General features: G+C 46.2%; 17 protein-coding genes and 1 tRNA gene. 5 read left to right on the plus strand and 13 right to left on the minus strand.

The annotated features are described in order from the left end of the window. Nucleotides 1-117: 117 nt before the first annotated feature. Nucleotides 118-465, plus strand: a complete 348-nt coding sequence (locus ICV38_RS05865) for a CidA/LrgA family protein (RefSeq protein WP_251368120.1) — start codon at nucleotides 118-120, stop codon at nucleotides 463-465. Beyond that, entirely contained in the window at nucleotides 458-1,186 is a 729-nt protein-coding gene (locus ICV38_RS05870) for an LrgB family protein (protein WP_215378285.1), read from the plus strand. The genes ICV38_RS05865 and ICV38_RS05870 overlap by 8 nt, the downstream gene beginning before the upstream one ends. An 18-nt stretch (nucleotides 1,187-1,204) precedes the next feature. Here ICV38_RS05870 and ICV38_RS05875 read toward each other — a convergent pair whose 3' ends face one another. Genes ICV38_RS05875 through ICV38_RS05885 form a run of 3 tightly spaced genes read right to left on the minus strand, consistent with a single transcriptional unit; the run spans nucleotide 1,205 to nucleotide 4,478 of the window. After that, a complete protein-coding gene (locus ICV38_RS05875; RefSeq protein ID WP_215378288.1) occupies nucleotides 1,205-2,182 on the minus strand; it encodes a tripartite tricarboxylate transporter substrate binding protein in 978 nt (325 codons plus the stop codon). A gap of 19 nt (nucleotides 2,183-2,201) precedes the next feature. Further along, nucleotides 2,202-3,077 (minus strand): oxaloacetate decarboxylase, encoded by an 876-nt coding sequence (locus ICV38_RS05880; protein ID WP_215378290.1) that lies wholly within the window; start codon nucleotides 3,075-3,077, stop codon nucleotides 2,202-2,204. A gap of 48 nt (nucleotides 3,078-3,125) precedes the next feature. Next, a complete protein-coding gene (locus ICV38_RS05885) occupies nucleotides 3,126-4,478 on the minus strand; it encodes an aspartate aminotransferase family protein (RefSeq protein ID WP_215378293.1) in 1,353 nt (450 codons plus the stop codon). 88 nt (nucleotides 4,479-4,566) lie between these two features. Here ICV38_RS05885 and ICV38_RS05890 point away from each other — a divergent pair, with 88 nt between their 5' ends. Next, nucleotides 4,567-5,547 (plus strand): tripartite tricarboxylate transporter substrate binding protein, encoded by a 981-nt coding sequence (locus tag ICV38_RS05890; RefSeq protein ID WP_215378296.1) that lies wholly within the window; start codon nucleotides 4,567-4,569, stop codon nucleotides 5,545-5,547. Nucleotides 5,548-5,577: 30 nt separating this feature from the next. Next, the gene (locus ICV38_RS05895; RefSeq protein ID WP_215378298.1) at nucleotides 5,578-7,167 is read left to right on the plus strand and encodes a gamma-glutamyltransferase family protein; all 1,590 of its coding nucleotides are present in this window, start codon (nucleotides 5,578-5,580) and stop codon (nucleotides 7,165-7,167) included. On the opposite strand, the gene ICV38_RS10345 is transcribed toward ICV38_RS05895, so the two are convergent. The 4 genes from ICV38_RS10345 to ICV38_RS05915 form a co-directional block, all read right to left on the minus strand. Further along, nucleotides 7,164-8,492, minus strand: a complete 1,329-nt coding sequence (locus ICV38_RS10345) for an ATP-dependent RecD-like DNA helicase (RefSeq protein ID WP_215378301.1) — start codon at nucleotides 8,490-8,492, stop codon at nucleotides 7,164-7,166. The two genes, ICV38_RS05895 and ICV38_RS10345, sit on opposite strands and share 4 nt — an antisense overlap. A 68-nt stretch (nucleotides 8,493-8,560) precedes the next feature. Further along, nucleotides 8,561-8,636, minus strand: a tRNA-His gene (locus tag ICV38_RS05905). A gap of 54 nt (nucleotides 8,637-8,690) precedes the next feature. After that, complete coding sequence (gene dusA / locus ICV38_RS05910) at nucleotides 8,691-9,776, minus strand: tRNA dihydrouridine(20/20a) synthase DusA (protein ID WP_215378303.1); 1,086 nt, start codon at nucleotides 9,774-9,776, stop codon at nucleotides 8,691-8,693. An 87-nt stretch (nucleotides 9,777-9,863) separates the two neighbouring features. Then, entirely contained in the window at nucleotides 9,864-10,112 is a 249-nt protein-coding gene (locus tag ICV38_RS05915; RefSeq protein WP_215378305.1) for a hypothetical protein, read from the minus strand. Nucleotides 10,113-10,389: 277 nt separating this feature from the next. On the opposite strand from ICV38_RS05915, the gene ICV38_RS05920 reads away from it, so the two are divergent. Next, nucleotides 10,390-12,030 carry an FMN-binding glutamate synthase family protein gene (locus ICV38_RS05920; protein WP_215378307.1) on the plus strand — a complete coding sequence of 547 codons (1,641 nt, stop codon included), beginning with the start codon at nucleotides 10,390-10,392 and terminating at the stop codon, nucleotides 12,028-12,030. Between the two features lie 6 nt (nucleotides 12,031-12,036). Here the strand turns inward: ICV38_RS05920 and ICV38_RS05925 are convergent, their stop codons facing one another. The 6 genes from ICV38_RS05925 to infB all read right to left on the minus strand — a co-directional run bounded on the left by ICV38_RS05925 (nucleotide 12,037) and on the right by infB (nucleotide 21,345). Beyond that, on the minus strand, nucleotides 12,037-12,936 hold the full coding sequence (locus ICV38_RS05925; RefSeq protein ID WP_215378309.1) for a pseudouridine synthase: 900 nt from the start codon (nucleotides 12,934-12,936) through the stop codon (nucleotides 12,037-12,039). Nucleotides 12,937-12,961: 25 nt separating this feature from the next. After that, on the minus strand, nucleotides 12,962-15,319 hold the full coding sequence (locus ICV38_RS05930) for a Tex family protein (RefSeq protein ID WP_215378310.1): 2,358 nt from the start codon (nucleotides 15,317-15,319) through the stop codon (nucleotides 12,962-12,964). A gap of 108 nt (nucleotides 15,320-15,427) precedes the next feature. Beyond that, a complete protein-coding gene (typA, locus tag ICV38_RS05935; RefSeq protein ID WP_215378312.1) occupies nucleotides 15,428-17,245 on the minus strand; it encodes a translational GTPase TypA in 1,818 nt (605 codons plus the stop codon). A gap of 50 nt (nucleotides 17,246-17,295) precedes the next feature. Further along, nucleotides 17,296-18,207 carry a tRNA pseudouridine(55) synthase TruB gene (gene truB / locus ICV38_RS05940; protein WP_215378314.1) on the minus strand — a complete coding sequence of 304 codons (912 nt, stop codon included), beginning with the start codon at nucleotides 18,205-18,207 and terminating at the stop codon, nucleotides 17,296-17,298. A 2-nt stretch (nucleotides 18,208-18,209) separates the two neighbouring features. Beyond that, complete coding sequence (rbfA, locus tag ICV38_RS05945) at nucleotides 18,210-18,578, minus strand: 30S ribosome-binding factor RbfA (protein ID WP_215378316.1); 369 nt, start codon at nucleotides 18,576-18,578, stop codon at nucleotides 18,210-18,212. Between the two features lie 19 nt (nucleotides 18,579-18,597). After that, entirely contained in the window at nucleotides 18,598-21,345 is a 2,748-nt protein-coding gene (gene infB / locus ICV38_RS05950; RefSeq protein ID WP_215378318.1) for a translation initiation factor IF-2, read from the minus strand. Nucleotides 21,346-21,347: the final 2 nt, after the last annotated feature.

Here is a 21,347-nt window from a genome sequence, read left to right on the forward strand (position 1 = left end):
TTGTTACTTTTTTAACAAAGGTCTTTTAGCAAAACCCCCATTAATTTCGTGCATTTATCTTACTGAAGAATTGATTTATTGCTATGCAACATAAATTAGAGCCTGTAAGATCGAATCATGATTTCTGGCTTAGTACAAATCCTGCTTTTTCAGAGCCTTGGGGAGTTGGTTTCCAAGCTTCTCTTACCTACCCTACCCGGCCCAGTGATTGGCTTAGTTCTGATGGTTGGGTGGCTAGTCATCCGTAAGGGGATCAATGCTGAACTAGCGATGGTCGCCGATGGTTTTAGCCAGTATCTTGGCTTACTCTTTGTACCCGCTGCCGTTGGTGTGGTGCTATTTCTACCGCAACTCAAAGCCAATGCCTTGGCCATCATATCCGCACTAGTTGCCAGCGTCATACTCACGATTGGTTCAAGCGCATTAGTGGTTCGCTTCTTAAGCCGAAAGGCTAGTCATGAGTGAAAAGCATTCCATCGTCGAAATTTGGGTTTATTTATCGGGTAGCCCCCTCTTTGCACTCTTCATTACGCTGGCCGCCTACCAAATAGGCCTAACCATTTACAAGCACGCCAAGCAAAATCCTTTAGCCAACCCAGTAGCAATTGCCATCTTGATTGTTGCAACTAGCATTCAATTCATTGAAATGCCCTACTCAACTTATTTTGAGGGTGCTCAATTTATTCACTTCTTGCTTGGTTCCGCAACTGTATCTTTAGCCATTCCGATTTATCGTGGGCTGAGCAGCCTCAAAGGAAGATCACTGCCCTTGATTGCAGCGCTGTGTACTGGCGGTTTAGTGTCAATTGTGAGTGCCGTAGAAATTGCTACGCTTTTAGGGGCTGATAGAAGTATTACTGGTGCCATGTATCCAAAATCAGTGACTGCGCCAATTGCGATGGGTATTGCTGAGCGTATTGGCGTGTCACCTACTTTGACAGCAATTTTTGCGGTGAGCACTGGAATACTAGGCGCTATCTTGGCACCCTTTGTTCTGAATGCCCTAGGAATGAAAGCTTGGTGGCAAAGAGGATTTGCAATTGGCATTGGCGCGCACGGAATTGGTACCTCACGCGCATTTAGCATTCACCCAGAGGCGGGAACCTATGCAAGCCTTGCAATGGGAATGAATGGCGTTATTAGTGCCGTTGCCATTCCCATCATCTATCACTTATTCAATAAGTGAATTAGCAACCAACCTGGTTTACTCAGATTTGATTTGAGCAGCTTTGACAATCGGCGCAAATCTGACCAAGTCACCTTTAATTTGTTCGCCAAATTTTTCAGGGGTGCCGGGTGATGGGAATATACCCATAGATAGCAACTTTGCTTTGCCTTCTGGTGAATTCAGAATTTCATTTAATGCCTGATTCAACTTGGCAATAATTGGTTTGGGTGTTTTGGCTGGTGCCAATAAACCAACCCAATCATCAATTACAAAATCTTTCACGCCACTCTCGATAAAGGTTGGCACATCAGGCATGCTTGGACTATGCTTTGCACTTGATACCGCAATTGCTCTAATTCTTCCGGTTGTCACGTATTGATTTGCTCCAGCAACTGCGGTGTAGACCAGCGGAATATTCCCACCCAATAAATCTAGCAGAGCTTGACCACCACCCTTATAAGGGACATGAACGAGGTTGGCGCCGGTCTTTTGTTTAAATAATTCCCCCGCAATATGCGGTGTGCCACCAGATCCAGAGGTGCCATAGGACAGTCCATTGGGATCCTTTTTAGATATCGCGATGACATCCGACAAAGTTTTTCCCTGAAAATCATTATTAGCAACGATGATCAAGATGGCATCACCAATCTTTCCGATTGGCGCAAAGTCTTTCACACTATCAAATGGCACTTTGTCAAAAAGTGAAGGATTGATTGATAAGGTACCTGCGTATCCCAATAGCAAGGTATAGCCATCAGGTTCAGCAGTTGTAACCATTTGAGTGCCAATATTGCCCGATGCGCCAGGTTTATTGTCAGCAATCACCTGTTGACCAAGCTTTAATGACAATTGTTCGGCAATAAATCTACCTGATGTATCAGTTACACCACCTGGGGTAAATGGAATAATTAAACGAATGGGTCGATTCGGATAGTTTGATTGAGCGTAGGCATGCGAAGCACTAAATACCGCAAGGAATATCAGGCCTGTTGCTAGGTAACGGTGTAATTTCATGAAAAACCTTTATCTAATTTTATTTAGTCTCAACGAAACGCTTCTCAAACTCCCAAACATCTTCGAAGCCCATTAGCTTAGATAGGTCACCGAAGTCATACAAATCGACTGGATTGTTAATCGAGGATCCAGAGTCCTTGAAGTGTTCGTACACCTTGGTCATAGCCTGCACTGAAGCCAGTAAAGCGGTTACAGGGAAGATAGCGATTTTGTATCCCAACTGTTCTAACTCAGCCTTTGATAGAACAGGTGTCCTTCCCTTCTCTACCATATTAGCAATCAAGGGATGACCTGAAAAGGTCTTGCCTATGCGTTGCATTTCTTCTTGCGTCTCAGGTGATTCGATAAACAAAATATCTGCGCCCGCCTTTGCATAGGCTTCACCGCGGCGCAGTGCCTCATCCAAACCTAAGGTAGTTCTCGCGTCTGTTCTAGCGATGATCTTGAAATTGGGGTCCGTGCGTGAAGCAACAGCCACCTCAATCTTTCTAACCATATCTTCCATGGGAATTACTCGGCGCCCAGGAGTATGTCCGCATTTTTTTGGAAACTCTTGATCCTCTAATTGAATCGCTACTGCACCTGCAGCTTCATAGCCACGAATGGTGTGACGAACATTTAATAGCCCACCATAACCCGTATCACCATCAGCAATCAAAGGAGTCTTGGCCATGCCAGCCATTGCAGTTACTCTGCCTACCATTTCGGTATAGGTTGCCATACCAGCATCTGGTAAACCCATTAGAGAGGCAACCGTGCCGTAACCAGTCATATAGAGAGCATCGAAATTCATCCGATCCGCTAAACGCAATGACACCATCTCATAAACACCAGGCGCAACAATTAATCCTGGCTTACTGAGTCGTTGATTAAATAAATTTCGTTGAGTGGTCATAAGTCTCCTACTATTTATGTGCTTATTTATTAATTATTTTTTAGATTGCTACGATTTAATTTGCATCACTGCATCTACCGCATCACCCAAAACGCTGCACAAAAACTCTACCTCTTTTGGCTCCGAAATAAATGGAGGGCCTACAGCAATCACATCTCCCGCAACACGCACAAGTACGCCCCTTTCAATACATGCCTCTAATGTTTTGAGCGCACGCAGACCAGGCTTACCAGGGACGGGATCAAGCTCTACCGCCCCAGACAAACCAAAGTTACGAATATCCAACACTCCAGATTTACCTTTCATGGCGTGTAAACCATTCTCTAAAATTGGCTCTAGCGCTTTTGCACGATTAACTAAGTCATCAGATTCAAAAATATCGAGTACCGCATGACCAGCAGCAGTTGGTATTGGATGTCCTGAGTAGGTATAGCCATGGAAAAACTCAATAGCTTGTTCTTGACCACCATTAGCAATAATGTTGTCATAAATATCGCCACGGACAATCACACCACCTAGAGGAATCACGCCATTAGTAATGGCTTTTGCAAACGTAATCATGTCCGGTGTCACTCCGAAACGGTCAGCACCAAAGTTTGCTCCCAAACGCCCAAAACCTGTAATGACCTCATCAAAAATTAACAAGATGCCGTGCTTCGTACAAATCTCGCGAATCTTTTGAAGATAACCCTGTGGTGGAACAATCACTCCCGTAGATCCTTGTACGGGTTCAAGAATAACGGCTGCAATCGTATTGGCATCATGAAGGGCAACAATTTTCTCTAGCTCATCTGCTAGGTGTGCGCCCCAGGTTGGCTGTCCTTTTGAAAAAGCCATTTGCGAAAGATTGAGGGTATGCGGGAGATGATCAACACCGGGCATCATCATGCTGGCAAACATTTTGCGGTTAGCGACCATGCCGCCCACTGAAATACCGCCCATACCAACGCCGTGATATGCGCGATCTCGGCCAATCATGCGAATGCGCGAAGCATTTCCCATAACACGGTGATAACCAATAGCAATTTTCAGCGCAGTGTCGACGGCTTCTGATCCAGAGTTGGTGAAAAAGACTTTATCCAGCCCTGCAGGCGCCATGTTGGCAATGCGAGTAGCTAGGCTAAAAGTGGCCTCGCTTGCCATCTGAAAGGCAGGACAATAATCCATGGTTTCATACTGTTTAGAGATTGCTGCACCAATGCGTGGATCAGCATGCCCCAATGGTGAGCACCAGAGCCCAGAAAGACCATCAAATAGCTTACGACCATGATCATCGTAGTAGTAAGCTCCCTTAGCAGACTGCATGATCTTGGGATTCTGATGAAAATAGCGATTTGGAGTAAACGGCAGCCAATACGCTGACATATCTACACCGTTCAATGTTTTATTTGCTGCCGTCATGAATGTCTCTTGTAGTCTGTATGAATCTGTTTTATGAATATCCAATACTATATTACCCATTGACCTGTTTGACTCTACGGACCTTGAAATGACTATCCTCAAATCCTTACTTTTCAGCACTTGCACCCTACTTAGCTTGTTGAGTACTGCGTTCGCTGCTCCAGAGGCTGATTGGCCTAAGAAACCCATCCTCGCAATTGTTTCTTTTCCAGCTGGCGGATCTACCGATATTTTTGCGCGTAGCGTAACTGCCCCTCTAGCGGATTTACTTGGCCAATCAATTGTGGTGGAGAACAAACCTGGCGCAGGTGGCATGATTGGTCTGCAAGCAGCCGCCAAGGCCGCTCCAGATGGCTACACCATTCATATCAGCGCACTCACTAATCAATCGATTTCATCTGCTTTATTTAAAAATCCCCCCGCTGACTTGCAAAAGGATTTTGTACCTGTTGCTCTCATAGGTACCATTCCCCATTTGATTGTGGTGAACCCAAGCGTCCCCGCAAAAAATCTTCCTGAACTGATTGGCTTCATTAAATCTAAAAAAGGTGATTTCAATTACGCATCTCAAGGCAACGGCAGTCTCTCGCACTTAGAATCTACCTTGTTTATGCAGCGCATCGGTGCTGCTGGAACTCATATTCCTTATAAAGGTAGTAGTTTTGCATTACCCGACCTCATTGCTGGCAACACTTTAATGATGTTCGACAGCGTAACAGCTTCCCTACCTCACATTCAGAGCGGAAAGCTAAGACCCATTGCGATTGCTGCTGCCGAACGTTCGCCACTGATGCCCAATGTACCAACGCTGGGACAAGATGGCATGAAGCAATTTGATGTTGAGAACTTTTATGCGGTATTTGTTCCCAAAGGAACCTCCCCAGCCATTGTGAGTAAGTTAGAGCATGAGATACGGAAGATTTTGACCAATCCAGACTTTAAATCACGCATGGCTGCTCAAGGTATTCATCCGCAGTTTGCCAACTCTGAGAAGTTGGCTGAAATTACAGCCGAAGAGGCAAACAAATGGACCAAAGTTGTAAAGTCAGCGAATGTTAAAGTGGACTAATGTGTCTTCAATCTTTAAGTAAGTAAATCCATGATTATTTCCCCTCCCTTTGGTGGCGGTCGTGCCCCAGTGCTTGCCAGAAATACCGTTGCCAGCTCCCAACCTTTAGCAACCCAAGCGGGTATTGAAGCTCTGCAAAACGGTGGGAATGCAGTCGATGCGGCGCTAGCAACTGCTATCACCCTCACTGTTGTAGAACCAACCATGAATGGTCTTGGTGGGGATGGTTTTGCAATTTTGTGGGATGGCAAAAAAATTCATGGTCTGAACGCTTCAGGTCGTGCGCCTGCCGCATGGAAGCCAGAGTATTTTGTTGGCAAATCCGCAATGGATTTAATTGGTTGGAATACGGTTACCGTTCCGGGGATGGTGGCCGGTTGGATTGAGCTCTCCAGAAAATTTGGCAAGCTGCCTTTTGCGCAACTTTTTAAACGTGCAATCGACTATGCAGAAAATGGCTTTCCAGTATCTCCAGTCATTGCTCGTCAATGGCGTGAAGCAATTCCAATTTTGAAAAATCAACCGGGCTTTAGTGAATCCTTTTTAATTGATGGCAAATCTCCACAAGCTGGACAGATCTGGAAATATCCTGCGCAAGCTAAGACCTTGAAAGAAATTGCGGCAACTGAAGGCGAATCTTTTTATAGAGGTCCGCTTGCCCAAAGTATGGTGGACTTTGCCCAGAAAACTGGTGGTTGCTTCACCATGCAAGACTTTGCCGATAACAAGCCGGATTGGGTTGAGCCACTTGCATTTGATTATGGCGAATACACTCTTCTAGAAATCCCACCGAACGGTTCTGGCATCGCGGCGCAAATGGCTTTAGGAATTTTGCAAGCCGCTAATGTCAAACAATATCCAGCAAATTCTGCGCAGCGCATTCATCTTCAGATTGAAGCAATGCGTTTAGCTTTTGCTGATGCGTATGCTTATGTCAGTGATGCACGTTCGATGCAAGTTCCAGTAACCAGTTTGTTAGATCGCACTTATCTCGCAAGTCGAGCTGCACTGATTGATCATGGCAAGGCGGGCAACTACGGGGCCGGTGATCCTCACTCTGGTGGTACCGTATACCTTTGTGCCGCAGATGAATCGGGCATGATGATTTCTTATATTCAGTCAAACTTTAAAGGCTTTGGATCTGGTGTGGTCGCTCCAGGTGGCATTGCTTTCCATAATCGTGGCATGAGCTTTAGCTTAGTTGACGGACACCCCAATCAAGTAGCTCCAGGTAAACGTCCTTTCCACACGATCTTGCCTGCTTTCTTAACGAAGAACGGTCAGCCAGCAATGGCATTTGGCGTGATGGGCGGCAATATGCAACCTCAAGGCCATATTCAATTTGTAATGCGCTTTGTTGATGAGTATTTAAACCCACAAGCTTGCTCTGATGCTCCTCGCTGGCGTATTGATGATCTGGGCAAACTGACGGTTGAGGCATCTATGCCGCAGAGTGTTGTTGATGGACTTAAAGCGATGGGCCATGAAGTGGCTGTGCAGCCTGCTAACAGCTTAGATTTTGGTAGCGCGCAAGCCATTGCCAAACTGGGTGATGACACTCACTCTGCCTATATTGCTGGTAGTGATCACCGCCGCGATGGATTGGCAGCCGGGTTTTAATTCTTTGGCAGGCAATTCATATAAAAGCGCTTGATCTCTTGATCGCAGCTGACATCTCTTGGCTCAATTGGCCTTTGTAGAGAAATGCCCTCTATCGTTTTGCAGCGACTGAGCGCTACATAGACCTGACCTGAGGCAAAGGCACCGGAAGAAAGGTCAACCTTCACCTTATCTAAGGTCTTGCCTTGACTCTTATGGATGGTGACAGCCCAAGCTAGCATCAGCGGTATCTGCACATAAGTGCCAATGATGCTCGGTGAAATCTTGCCTGACATCATATCGTGATCGTAGCGATACGATTCCCACTGATGACCCGTTACCTCAACAGTATTGGAGTAAGGTCCGTTTTGCACCATGACTTTGACCTTGTCTGGTAATAACTCACGCACCACTCCAATCGTGCCATTCACCCAGCGCTTCGGAAATCCAGGATCCGTTGCGGTAAACATCACCTTAGCGCCGACCTTGAGGACTAAATTATTTGGCGATGGCAGGTTGCGCTCATCGACATTGAACTTACCAGTTGTTTTACCTGTGTACACCTTGCCCTCAGTGGTAATGGCGCGCAGTCCTGCTCCATTGATCTGATCAGCCCGAGCGTTAGTCGTTGTTAGTGTGATAGTTTGTTCATCCACTTGTTCGTCTTGGCGATAACACTGTGCATTGAGGGTATCAATCGCTTCATCTACGTCTTGGTTAATACGGATACGATTGAGCAGACTAGCAAAGTGCTCATCTTTTTGACGGAAGATCTTGGATAGCTCAACCATCGTGACGTCTTTACGATGTAACGCCATGGCACAAAAGAAATAAGGACCTTCGTAACCTCGATCTGATAGTACCTGCATATCTGCACTGGAGACTACCGGAGGCAGCTGAAATAAATCACCCACAAACATCACCTGAATACCGCCAAAGGGCTTACCTTTTTGTGGACCATTCTCACGCAAGAATAAATCCATCGCATCCACCACATCGGCGCGCACCATCGAAATCTCGTCAATGATCAGCAAGCGAATGTCTTTATAGAGACGTTTGTCGCGCAGTGGCTTGATGTCTTCTTCAGGGAAAATCAGGCGTGGAGGCAATCTAAAGAACGAGTGGATTGTGACACCCTTTACCTGCAATGCAGCGATGCCAGTTGGGGCAACTACAACGACGTTGCCAGGAATCGTTTCACGGAGGTGACCTATTAAGGTTGTTTTCCCCGTGCCTGCCTTACCACTCACAAAGATATAAGGGTCATGGCGCTCGATAGCTTCAATCACCGCTTGGTAATCAGGGGTGATTTCAATATCAGATGATTCGATGTATGGCTTTGTCATTCTCTATTATTTTGCACTGTACAAGCCAAGTGAAAAGGCTCCAATTGAGGAGCCTTTTATGAATATTGTGGGGCGAACGACGGGGCTCGAACCCGCGACAACCAGAATCACAATCTGGGACTCTACCAACTGAGCTACGTCCGCCGTTGTAGAAGGTCAGATTATAGCCTTTTTGACCAAAAACCTGCCAAAAAGACCCTAATCGGCCGTTCCCAACTCAAAAGCAGCCCAATCGCCAAGGCATAGGCTGGCATCCAGAAAGAAGTCGGCGATGGCAGCTTTGCTCTGTACTTTTGCTAAAGCATGGTGATCAGAAAGTCGTTGACGCCAATAACGTGAGCCTGCCCTTCCATGCGCCAATCCCAGAATATGTCTTGTAAATGCGCCGATATAAAACGGTCTTTGCTTTTCTTTGCATTCATCAAACCAAGCCCATACCTGCTTTACTAAAGCTATCTGGATACGATGCCACTCAGTCTCACTAAAAAGATATCCTGCCGCATCACCATTAGTGCTTATTAAATCATCCCACCCTAATAACAATGCTGGAAAATGGTATGCCGCTCTGCCGACCATGAAACCATCAAAATCATTCCAGTGCCCTGCAATTTGTTCATTGGTTTCTAAGCCACCATTGAGTAGGACTTTGAGCCTGGGAAACTGCTTTTGTGCATCAATGCGAAGCTTTGCTGCTACCTCATAACGCAATGGAGGCTTGCTACGATTTTCTTTAGGAGACAAACCTTTGAGTACTGCATTGCGCGCATGAATAGTGACTTGACTTGCACCCGCATCGGCTACAGCAAGAATAAAGTCCAGAGCAAATTGATAATCTTTTTCTGAGCTTGCAGCATCCATAAAATCTAGACCCAAGCGGTGCTTGACTGAAATCGGGATATTGACTGCATCCTTCATTGCCTTGACACAATCAGCTACTAACTTTGGCTCAGCCATCAGACAGGCACCAAATGCTCCACGCTGTACACGTTCAGATGGGCAACCGCAATTGAGGTCAATTTCGTCGTAACCCCATTGCGCAGCGAGCTCAGCTGATCTCGCTAAATCATTTGGCTCAGAGCCTCCAAGCTGTAACACTACGGGATGCTGATCTTCTGAATAATCTAAATGACGGGGAACATCTCCGTGCATTAATGCCCCAGTAGTTACCATCTCTGTATAGAGAACTGCCTGTTTGGTCAGTGTGCGATGAAAAGAACGGCAATGGCGATCCGTCCATTCCATCATGGGTGCGACCGCCAAGCGTTTTTCTGTGGGAGTGCTCATAAACATCTATACAAAGGCATTTATCTTCCATTCTAAATGGATAAGGGCAACCGAAGTTGCCCTTACGAGACTGATTATCGATATAACTTACTTAGACAGCTTTGCTTCTAAGTCAACAGCCAAATCAAGCGCACCCATGTAACCAGACTTTAGGTGGGCCGGCAAGTCAGGGTCACCAACCATGGCTCCTAGAGTTTCTACAAGACTATAGACAATACCCTTTGCTGCGCTGATGGCAATCGTTTTGTTGGCTACGGCCTCATCAATATGGTTTACCGCATCCAAGAAGTAATCATGTCCTGGCAAGCCATCTGGCCCTAGAGTTTCTTTAGTCATTACTTGGTCCTATTTAAAAAATTACAACATTCGATCTACTTTATAGAAAAACTTGCATGCTTACGCAAGGATTTTTCCACAATCTAAGCGTCATGGTGATGAGTATGCTGAATTGGCTCGAGTTTTGCAGAGCCTGGAACAAGCACTAAGATCTCCTTAGATCCAGCATACTCCTACCATTCAGAGGATTCGTGTCAGAATTTGACCTAAATCACAATAAAGCTTACATATTTACTGTCTATACTGCGTTCAGACCCAATGGAGCCAAGTATCCTTTATGAATAAATCATCTCGCCCTATTCTGCCCATTCGCTTAAGTACCTTTGCCATTTGTATTGTTGGCACCCTCATCAGCGGTATTGCCTTGCTGATGGATGCTTCTAGCTGGCTCCTCTTTATAGCTTTTAGCCTTCTTAGTTTGCTAGGTATTTATGACCGCTTGCAAACTAAACATGCCATTTTGCGGAACTACCCGATTCTGGGTCACATGCGTTTCTTGCTGGAATTTATTCGTCCTGAGATTCGACAATACTTTATTGAGGGCGATAACGATAAGACGCCCTTCTCGAGAGAGCAACGCACTTTAGTGTATTCGCGCTCAAAAGCGGTTGCCGATGAGATTCCTTTTGGCACAACTATAGATGTGATGGCGCCGGGATATCAATGGATCAATCAATCCCTGGTGCCTACCCATTTACCAAGTCATGATTTTCGAATAGAGATTGGTGGTAAAGACTGTACGCAAAAATACTCGGCCAGTATTTTTAATATCTCGGCTATGAGCTTTGGATCACTGAGCGCTAATGCCATCTTAGCTTTGAACCTAGGAGCTAAGAAGGGAGGCTTTGCGCACGATACAGGTGAAGGCTCGATATCTCATTATCACCGCGTACATGGTGGTGATCTCATTTGGGAAATCGGTTCAGGCTACTTTGGTTGCCGCAATCAAGACGGCACTTTTAATGCTGATAAGTTTAAAAAAAATGCCCTTGATGCTCAAGTCAAAATGATCGAGATCAAATTAAGCCAAGGGGCTAAACCAGGCCATGGCGGTATCTTGCCAGGACCTAAAGTTACCGCAGAGATTGCTGCCGCTCGTGGCGTTAAAGAAGGTGAAAGCTGCATCTCCCCTTCATCACACAGCGCCTTCTCCACACCCCTTGAGATGATGCACTTTATACAACGCTTACGCGATTTGTCTGGTGGTAAACCGGTTGGCTTCAAGTTGTGCATTGGCCATCCTTGGGAATGGTTTGGGATTGTTAAAGCCATGCTAGAAACCAATATTCATCCTGACTTCATCGTAGTGGATGGCTCTGAAGGTGGCACTGGTGCCTCCCCAGTGGAATTTACGAATCACGTTGGTACGCCACTGCAAGATGGTTTACGTTTAGTCCATAACACTCTAATGGGTGTGAACTTACGCGATAAGATCAAAATTGGTTGCTCAGGCAAGATTATTAGCGCCTTTGATATGGCAGTGGCCTTTGCCTTAGGTGCGGACTGGTGTAATAGTGCCCGTGGTTTTATGTTCTCAATCGGCTGCATTCAGGCACAAGTCTGCAACACAGGCTTCTGCCCTACTGGCGTAACCACCCAAGATCCTGAGCGCCAAAAAGCCTTGGTGGTACCTGATAAATCCGAGCGCGTTTATCACTTTCATAATGAAACTCTCAAGACATTAAAAGAGTTAGTGGAGGCAGCGGGCTTAGATCATCCAAATGAGATCGATGCTTCCCATATTGTTCGACGGATTAGCAAAAATGAAGTACGCCTCCTGTCCTTCTTGTTACCAGAAATGCCAGGAGGACTTCTTCTTCAGGGGGGTAACATCGATCCAACTCTGAATCTACCGAAAGTATTTGAGCTCTACTGGAATAAGGCTCAGGCCGCTAGTTTTGCAGCCCTCAAAGACTAATAAAACTCAACCCTCAAGATCTCGTTGACTGCAGAAAGAGTGCATCTCACCCGTAATGGGATCTTGAAATATGATTTTTTTTGCTAGAAGTTGTAAGGGTTTAGAAAAATCCAGGTCGTATTCTTGATACGGAGTCAAATCTGGGTAGATCTGATCAAACTTGATTGGGATTCCCAATGCGTTGAGATGACAACGCAGTTGGTGCTTTTTGCCACTACCGGGCGTTAATTGATATCTAGCCCAAGCAGCCTTTTTTTCAAGTAACTCTATCAAAGTATCGCTATTAGGATCACCCTCCACCTCTTGCATCTGCAAAAAGTGCTTTGATTCTTCCAATCTACTTTGATACGTTATGGGCAATTGCGTAATCAGATCTTCTGAGTAAGGAGCGATTGCTTCGTATACTTTTTTTACCGCACGATCTCGAAAGAGATTTTGGTATTTAGCTCTCTCCTGAGGATTAACTGAGAAGATGACTAAGCCTGCAGTATCTCGATCAATACGATGAATAGGGCTGAGTGTTGGAATACCCGTCTTTTTCTTTAAACGGTTGAGTAAGGTTTGGTGCAAATATAAGCCGCTTGGTGTCACTGGTAAGAAATGGGGCTTATCCGCAACCAGAATATGTTCATCTTGAAAGAGAATCTGCTCTTCAAACGGAATCTCGGGTTCGCGCTCCAATCTCCTGAAATACATCAGATGAATGTTGGGTTGATATGGATCATTTGCTGCTAGGGGTTGACCTTCGATATCTAAAATGAGGTTGTCATTAAATCGCTGCTCCCACTCACCAGGATTGATATGGGGAAATTGAGCAATAAAGAAATGCAACAGGTTTGGATGTGATTGATTCGCAGGCAAAAATACCTTCGATGCCGATACCCCCTCTGCATTAATCTTAGTCATACCTAAAAATAATAATCACTCAAGACTACTTCTTTAACTTTGCTAAGGCCATCGCCATCGCATTATTGATGGGTGCAGCCTGTCTTCTATCATCTTGAGGTTTTCTAGGCTCATTCGATTTAGGACGACTTGCAATCCTTTGCTCAGGCCTAGCGCCTACAGTTGCTTTTGGTGCCTCATCAGATAGACGCATCGTTAGCGCAATGCGTTTACGCTTCTCATCTACCTCAAGCACTTTGACTTTGACGACCTGCCCCGCCTTGACAACAGAATGCGGGTCTTTGACAAAGGTGTTTGATAACGCGGAGATATGCACTAAGCCATCTTGATGAACGCCAATATCTACGAAAGCTCCAAAGGCCGCGACGTTAGTCACAACTCCCTCAAGAATCATATCAGTCTTGAGGTCGCTCATTTTCTCAACCCCATCTTTAAAAGTGGCGGTTGTAAATTCTGGACGCGGATCACGACCAGGCTTTTCTAATTCTTTCAGAATATCTGTAACGGTTGGTACACCAAACTGGCCATCTGCATATTTTTCTGGTGAGAGTGATTGAAGAAGATTAGTATCGCCAATCACTTCTTTCACACCCTTATTAATATCTTTCAGAATCTTCTCAACTAATGGATAGGATTCTGGGTGTACTGCTGAAGCATCAAGTGGATCATTACCATTCATGATGCGCAAGAAACCTGCCGCCTGTTCAAAAGTCTTTTCACCGAGTCGTGGCACGCTCTTGAGATCCATTCTGGATTGAAATGCCCCCTTATTGTCGCGATAGGCCACGATACCTTCTGCTACTACGCTCGATAAACCCGAAACCCTTGCTAATAATGGTGCTGAGGCAGTATTAACATCTACACCTACCGCATTTACGCAATCCTCTACCACTGCCACCAATGATTTAGCCAATTGGGTTTGCATAACATCATGCTGATATTGGCCAACGCCAATTGATTTGGGATCAATCTTCACTAGTTCTGCTAGTGGGTCTTGTAAACGTCGGGCGATGGATACTGCGCCACGCAAAGAGACATCCATTCCTGGCAATTCTTTTGAGGCGTACTCTGATGCAGAGTAAACCGAGGCTCCTGCTTCTGAGACAACAATCTTAGTAAGACCTAGCTCTGGCTTTGCCTTGATTAAATCCTGTGCAAGCTTATCGGTTTCACGTGACGCCGTGCCATTCCCAATCGAAATTAAGGTCGCCTTGTGTTTCTCAGCCAACTTGGCAAGCGTTAGGAGCGAACCCGTCCAGTCATTCTTGGGCTGATGTGGATAGATGACATCAGTGTCAACCACTTTACCCGTTGCATCGACTACTGCAACCTTCACACCAGTGCGCATTCCAGGATCAAGGCCAATGGTGACTCTTGGGCCTGCAGGCGCTGCCAGAAGAAGATCTTTCAGATTGCGCGCGAAGACGTTGATGGCCTCGGTTTCTGAGCGTTCACGCAAGGCAGTCATCAGCTCTGACTCTAAATGCAATGAACACTTCACTCTCCATGTCCAACGCACTGTATCTATCAGCCAGCCGTCTGCTGGTCGCCCTTCATTCTTGATCTTAAAATGATTGGCAATACGGTTTTCACAAGGATTGTGCGGCGCATCCCACTTGGGCTTCTCTGCTTCGCTATCTAAGCGCAATATCACCATCAAGATTTGCTCACGACGACCTCTAAAGAGCGCTAGTGCACGATGTGATGGTATTGCCTTAATGGGTTCAGAGTAGTCAAAGTAATCAGCAAACTTCTCACCCTCTTGTTCTTTCCCGGCAATCACCTTGGACTCAACTACACCATGGTCTTGTAAATAGGTACGCAATGACTGAACAAGAGCTGCATCTTCAGCAAAGCGTTCCATCAGTATTTGGCGGGCGCCTTCTAAAGCTGCCTTAGTATCAGGTACCCCAGGATTTTCAGTTTCATCGGCTTTGAAAGCTGGCTTAATATATTTAGCGGCCTCAGCCTCTGGATCCAGACCTGGATTAGCCAATAAGTCATTAGCGAGTGGCTCCAATCCAGCCTCGAGCGCAATCTGTGCTTTCGTTCTACGCTTGGGCTTATAGGGTAGATATAGATCTTCAAGACGCGTCTTATCTTCAGCCATCATGATCGCCTTAAGCAACTCAGGAGTCATCTTGCCCTGCTCTTCAATTGAAGTCACGATTGTCTTGCGACGTTCCTCCAGCTCACGCAGGTATGTCAGCCGCTCTTCTAATAGACGTAATTGCACATCATCAAGGCCGCCAGTGACTTCTTTACGGTAGCGAGCAATAAATGGAACTGTGGCTCCCTCATCCAATAAAGAGATTGCAGCTGCTACTTGGTTAGGTTTTGCAGAGAGCTCTTGGGCAAGACGTTGTTCTATGGATGGCAGCATGTATTGGATTCTCTAATACTGGTAAATGGTGATATTTTTGGAAGATTGCTAATGTCTGAAGAACAAAAGCCACCCAGAGGTGACTTTTGTTGTGTAGCCGTTAGATGCTTACTCGCGTGAGGCTTTTTTGCGCTCATGCTCCTTGAGGTAACGCTTGCGAATACGAATACTCTTCGGCGTTACTTCAACCAATTCATCATCGTCGATGAATTCCACTGCGTACTCCAGGTTCATTGCAATTGGGGTTACCAAACGCACTGCTTCGTCGGTACCAGAAGCACGCACGTTGGTTAATTGCTTACCTTTAATCGGATTCACAACCAAATCGTTATCACGGCTATGTATACCAATCACCATGCCTTCATATAAAGGATCGCCAGGGCTCACAAACATACGGCCACGGTCTTGTAACTTCCACAACGCATATGCGACTGCTTCGCCATCATCTTGACTAATTAATACGCCGTTATGACGCTCGCCCAAAATACCGTCTTTAGCTGGCGCATAAGAATCAAACGTATGACTCATCAATCCATTACCGCGGGTCATTGTCATGAAATCGCCTTGAAAGCCGATCAAGCCACGCGCTGGAATACGGTACTCAAGACGAGTACGGCCTTTACCGTCACTCACCATATCAAGTAATTCACCTTTACGTTTACCCAAGTCTTCCATCACGGCACCTTGAGTGGTGTCTTCAACGTCAACAGTTAAGTTCTCGTATGGCTCCATCTTCACACCATCTTCTTCGTGGAACACTACGCGTGGACGAGAAACAGCCAATTCGTAGCCTTCGCGACGCATGGTCTCGACCAAAATAGTAAGGTGTAATTCACCGCGGCCAGATACTTCAAATACGGTGTCGTCGTCCGTATCTTTAACGCGTAGGGCCATATTGGATTTCAATTCACGATCTAAGCGCTCACGAATCTGACGGCTCGTCACAAACTTGCCTTCACGACCAGCCAATGGGCTAGTGTTTACCATAAAGTTCATGGTCAGGGTAGGCTCATCAATCTTGAGCATTGGCAATGCTTCCGGAGTATCTGGCGCACAGATTGTTGTTCCAATTGCTAAGTCCTCAATACCATTTACCAGAACGATATCGCCCGCTTGAGCTTCTTCAACAAACTCACGCTCTAAGCCACGGAATTTCAATACTTGATTGATACGGCCCTTACGTTGAACACCATCCGGACCATCCATAAAGACCACATCCATCAATGGCTTCACCGTTCCACGATTAACGCGGCCTACACCGATCTTACCTACGTATGTACTGTACTCAATAGAGGTAATTTGTAATTGCAATGGGCCCTCTGGATTGTCATCACGCACTGGAACGTGCTTCAGGACAGTATCAAACAAGGGGCGCATATCTCCTTCTCGCACATCATCAGTCAAACCGGCATAGCCATTCAAACCAGATGCATAGACCACCGGGAAATCTAACTGCTCTTCAGTAGCACCCAACTTATCAAACAACTCAAAAGTCGCATTGATAACGTAATCAGTACGCGCACCTGGACGATCAACCTTATTGATCACCACAATAGGCTTTAAACCTAATGCCAAAGCTTTCTTGGTTACGAAACGGGTTTGCGGCATTGGGCCTTCTACCGCATCAACCAACAGCAACACACCGTCAACCATAGACAGCACACGCTCTACCTCGCCACCGAAGTCTGCGTGCCCTGGGGTATCAACGATGTTGATATGTGTGCCGTCATATTCCACCGCACAGTTTTTAGACAAAATGGTAATGCCGCGTTCTTTCTCAAGATCGTTTGAGTCCATGACGCGTTCGGTCATTTTTTCATTGGAGCGGAATGTGCCAGATTGACGCAAAAGTTGGTCAACCAAAGTAGTTTTGCCGTGGTCAACGTGAGCGATGATGGCGATATTACGAAGTGCGCGTTTAGTCATGTGAAGCTTCTAAAGTTAAAGATAAGTAAAAAGGGTTGTAAATAATGTGTTTAGTGAGCCTGCGAAATCAACCGTTTTGGATGTAAAACTCCAGAACGCCAATCGGCAGTTCCAATAAAGTTATGGGGAGCGGCGGTAGCGCGATAAATACGTACTAGTGCTTCTATCGAAGGAAGATTCAATGGAACCCGTTGGCCCATTTCCAGGCGCTTGGCTTGTTGCTCGTCCACGGTTAAGTGCGGCAATGATTGCAAGAGAGCATCAACTGGAAGAATGTAGTTGGAGCTATCGTGCAAAGCATTTTGAATCGATTCAATCGTAAATGACTGCTCAAGACTTAAATGCCCTACTTCGGTTCTACGCAACCCGACTAAATGAGCACCACAGCCCAAAAAATTACCAATATCTTCAGCCAAAACACGAATATAGGTACCTTTACTACAAGTGACTTCTAGGGTTGCTTCAGGCCATTGAATATTGATCCAGCGAATTTTGTGAATGGTAATCTCACGTGGGGTGCGCTCTAACTCAACACCAGCACGCGCATATTCATATAAAGGCTTGCCATCACGTTTGAGTGCCGAATACATTGGTGGCACTTGAGTAATCACCCCAGAAAAAGCTGGTAACAAAGCATCTAGTGCTTTTTGCATTGCAGCCATATTTTCAAAAGTGGGTAATGGTAATTCCTCAATTGTGAGGCCTTCAGCATCGCCAGTATCTGTTCGGGAGCCAAACTTCACTTGAGCAATATAAGTCTTGTCTGCTTCAAGCAAGTCTTGAGAATACTTAGTAGCCTCACCTAAACAGATTGGCAATAAACCAGTTGCCATGGGATCTAAAGTCCCAGTATGCCCTGCTTTGTCAGCATTAAATGCGCGCTTTACAGCGGTTACCGCACCCTGGGAACTCATTCCTGCGGGTTTATCTAGCAACACTACGCCGTCGATACGCGTGGACATGTTTATTTATTCTCGCCTGATTGATCGCTCTCTAGAGCTTGGTCGATCAATCGAGACATTTCTATGCCATGCTCTACGGAGCTGTCATAGTGAAAGTGTAAGGTTGGCACTGTGTGAATATGCAAACGCTTAAACAACAAAGAATGCAAATAGCCTGCCTTATCCTGGAGCGCTTTTAATGCAATCTCAGGCTCAGCACCCAATACAGTGAAAAACACTTTTGCATGCGCCAAGTCAGGCGAGAGTTCGATACTTTGTAAAGTAATCAAACCCACGCTAGAAGTACTTAGCTCACGAGGAATCAGCTCGGCCAGGTCTCGCTGAATTTGATCGGCGAGACGCTGGTTACGATGAGGGCTAGTTTTATGCATGCCGATTGGATTCGAGTAATTAGAGTGAGCGAGCTACTTCAGTAACTTCAAACACTTCTAATTGATCGCCTTCTTTAATGTCGTTGTAGCCTTTTAATGACAGGCCACACTCAACACCGGCTCGTACTTCTTTAGCATCATCTTTGAAGCGCTTGAGAGAGTCCAACTCACCCGACCAGACAACCACATTGTCACGCAAGAGGCGAACGCTTGAAGTACGCTTAACGATACCGTCAATAACCAAGCAACCCGCAATCGCGCCAACTTTAGATACCAAGAAGACTTGGCGGATCTCAACTAGACCTGTGATTTCTTCTTTCTTATCTGGAGTCAACATACCGCTCAGGGCAAGCTTCACTTCATCTACTGCGTCATAAATAATGTTGTGATAACGAATATCCACACCATTATTCTCAGCCAACTTACGCGCTGCAGCATCTGCACGTGAGTTAAAGCCAATGATGACTGCTTTAGAGGCTACAGCTAAGTTCACGTCAGTTTCAGTAATGCCACCCACAGCAGCGTGGACGATTTGTACTTTGACTTCTGGTGTAGAGAGTTTCATTAAGGACTGTGACAAGGCTTCTTGAGAACCTTGTACGTCTGCCTTGATGATCAATGGCAATAACTTCGCTTCAATAGCGCCCTCACCCATGTTTTCCATCATGGTTTCAAGTTTGACTGCTTGCTGTTTCGCCAACTTCACATCCCGGAACTTACCTTGACGGAAGAGTGCAATCTCTCGAGCTTTGCGCTCATCGGCAACCACTTGCACGGATTCGCCAGCGGCAGGAACTTCTGCCAAACCTTGAATCTCTACTGGGATGGATGGGCCAGCCTCATTACATGGCTTACCGTTTTCATCCAACATAGCGCGTACGCGACCAAAGGTTGATCCGGCCAACAACATATCGCCACGCTTGAGAGTTCCAGACTGCACTAAGACGGTTGCAACTGGACCCTTACCTTTATCCAAACGCGCTTCAATCACGAGACCTTGTGCAGGAGCATCTTTAGGTGCTTTGAGCTCTAAAATTTCTGCTTGGAGAAGTACGTTCTCTAGCAATGCATCAATACCCTCACCTGTTTTAGCAGACACCGGAATAAATGGCACATCGCCACCGTATTCTTCGGGAACCACTTGCTCAGCCACTAATTCAGTCTTCACGCGCTCTGAGTTCGCTTCTGGCTTATCAATCTTATTGATTGCAACTACCAAAGGTACGCCACCTGCAACTGCGTGGTGAATCGCTTCTTTGGTTTGCGGCATCACGCCGTCATCTGCTGCAACGACCAAGATCACGATATCGGTTGCCTTAGCACCACGAGCACGCATTGCGGTAAACGCTTCATGACCTGGGGTATCTAAGAAAGTAATCATGCCACGTGGAGTTTCTACGTGATATGCACCGATATGCTGAGTAATACCGCCAGCTTCGCCAGAGGCTACCTTCGCTAAACGAATCTTATCGAGCAAAGAAGTCTTACCGTGATCAACGTGACCCATTACAGTCACTACTGGAGGACGTGGTAGTAACTCTGCATCATGACCATCAGTACCAAGGTCCAAATCTGGATCATCTAATTTTGCTGCATGAGCTGTATGACCCATCTCTTCAACGATGATCATCGCTGTATCTTGATCTAGCACTTGGTTAATAGTGACCATTTGGCCCATACCCATCAGGAGCTTAATTACTTCAGCACTCTTAACTGCCATAGCATGGGCAAGCTCGGCAACCGTAATGGTTTCTGGAACATGAACATCACGTACTACCGGCTCCGTAGGCACTTGGAAGTTAGTGTCGACGTTTGCCTCAGCGATTTGACGCTGTTTCTTACGACCGCCACCTGAACGCCAACCACCAACACCACCAGAGGTATCGCCGCGGGTCTTGAGACCGCCTGGTTTCTTGGCGCCTTCTTCTTGCCAAGTAGATGATGTCTCAGAAGACTTAATTGTCTTACCGCCAACTTTAGCTGGGGATTTTTTCTTATCGTCCGCACCTTCTGCTTTTGCAGGTTTATGTAGAGTACCCTTTTTCGCTTCTTCAGCCGCAACTTCGCTTGGTGCCTTTAGAACTCGAGCAGGCGCACTCATCATGTCGCGAATAGCCAAAGCCTCTGCCTCCGCAGCAGCGCGACGCACACGAATATCTGCCAACTCTTTTTCTTTGCTTGCAGCCAATTCTTTGGAAGCCTTCTCGGCCGTAGCTTTTTTCTCAGCTGCTGCTACATCAGACACTTCATCGGTAGCTTTAGCTTCAACTTCAGGAGCGGCGAACTCTTTTTGACGCGCTTCTTCAGCTGCCTTCATTTCTGCTTCTTGACGGGCCAATAACTCGGCCTGTCGTGTTGCTTCAGCTGCACGTTTTTCTAATTCTTCTTCTGAGAGAATTGGCTTAGCAGGTGCTGCTGGGGCAGTTTCTTTTGCCGGCTTGGCTTCAGCTGCCTCCGGAGTTTTATCCCCAGCCTTAACGAGTACACGCTTTTTACGAACTTCCACTTGCACAGTTCGAGTCCGCCCTGCAGAGTCTGCTTGACGAATCTCAGAACTCTCACGCTTGATCAAGGTGATTTTTTTGCGAGCGCCAGTGTCAGCACTGCCGTGAGCTTTTTGCAAATGCTCAAGCAAGGCAGTCTTATCCTTTTCGGTAATGCTATCGTCCTCAGAACTTTTTTCGATACCGGCCGCCTTCAACTGCTCCAAGAGGTCTGGCGCGGTACGTTTTAATTCTTTAGCGAGTACTTTTACTGTTGTTGCCATGC

Origin of the sequence: Polynucleobacter sp. MG-6-Vaara-E2 (assembly GCF_018687695.1) — a bacterium.
GTDB lineage: Bacteria > Pseudomonadota > Gammaproteobacteria > Burkholderiales > Burkholderiaceae > Polynucleobacter.

Excerpts from the sequence above, each read along its gene's own strand:
- ICV38_RS05865 (WP_251368120.1), top strand. The coding sequence starts at position 118 with ATGATTTCTGGCTTAGTACAAATCCTGCTTTTTCAGAGCCTTGGGGAG.
- ICV38_RS05870 (WP_215378285.1), top strand. The coding sequence starts at position 458 with ATGAGTGAAAAGCATTCCATCGTCGAAATTTGGGTTTATTTATCGGGT.
- ICV38_RS05875 (WP_215378288.1), bottom strand. The coding sequence starts at position 2,182 with ATGAAATTACACCGTTACCTAGCAACAGGCCTGATATTCCTTGCGGTA.
- ICV38_RS05880 (WP_215378290.1), bottom strand. The coding sequence starts at position 3,077 with ATGACCACTCAACGAAATTTATTTAATCAACGACTCAGTAAGCCAGGA.
- ICV38_RS05885 (WP_215378293.1), bottom strand. The coding sequence starts at position 4,478 with ATGACGGCAGCAAATAAAACATTGAACGGTGTAGATATGTCAGCGTAT.
- ICV38_RS05890 (WP_215378296.1), top strand. The coding sequence starts at position 4,567 with ATGACTATCCTCAAATCCTTACTTTTCAGCACTTGCACCCTACTTAGC.
- ICV38_RS05895 (WP_215378298.1), top strand. The coding sequence starts at position 5,578 with ATGATTATTTCCCCTCCCTTTGGTGGCGGTCGTGCCCCAGTGCTTGCC.
- ICV38_RS10345 (WP_215378301.1), bottom strand. The coding sequence starts at position 8,492 with ATGACAAAGCCATACATCGAATCATCTGATATTGAAATCACCCCTGAT.
- dusA (WP_215378303.1), bottom strand. The coding sequence starts at position 9,776 with ATGAGCACTCCCACAGAAAAACGCTTGGCGGTCGCACCCATGATGGAA.
- ICV38_RS05915 (WP_215378305.1), bottom strand. The coding sequence starts at position 10,112 with ATGACTAAAGAAACTCTAGGGCCAGATGGCTTGCCAGGACATGATTAC.
- ICV38_RS05920 (WP_215378307.1), top strand. The coding sequence starts at position 10,390 with ATGAATAAATCATCTCGCCCTATTCTGCCCATTCGCTTAAGTACCTTT.
- ICV38_RS05925 (WP_215378309.1), bottom strand. The coding sequence starts at position 12,936 with ATGACTAAGATTAATGCAGAGGGGGTATCGGCATCGAAGGTATTTTTG.
- ICV38_RS05930 (WP_215378310.1), bottom strand. The coding sequence starts at position 15,319 with ATGCTGCCATCCATAGAACAACGTCTTGCCCAAGAGCTCTCTGCAAAA.
- typA (WP_215378312.1), bottom strand. The coding sequence starts at position 17,245 with ATGACTAAACGCGCACTTCGTAATATCGCCATCATCGCTCACGTTGAC.
- truB (WP_215378314.1), bottom strand. The coding sequence starts at position 18,207 with ATGTCCACGCGTATCGACGGCGTAGTGTTGCTAGATAAACCCGCAGGA.
- rbfA (WP_215378316.1), bottom strand. The coding sequence starts at position 18,578 with ATGCATAAAACTAGCCCTCATCGTAACCAGCGTCTCGCCGATCAAATT.
- infB (WP_215378318.1), bottom strand. The coding sequence starts at position 21,345 with ATGGCAACAACAGTAAAAGTACTCGCTAAAGAATTAAAACGTACCGCG.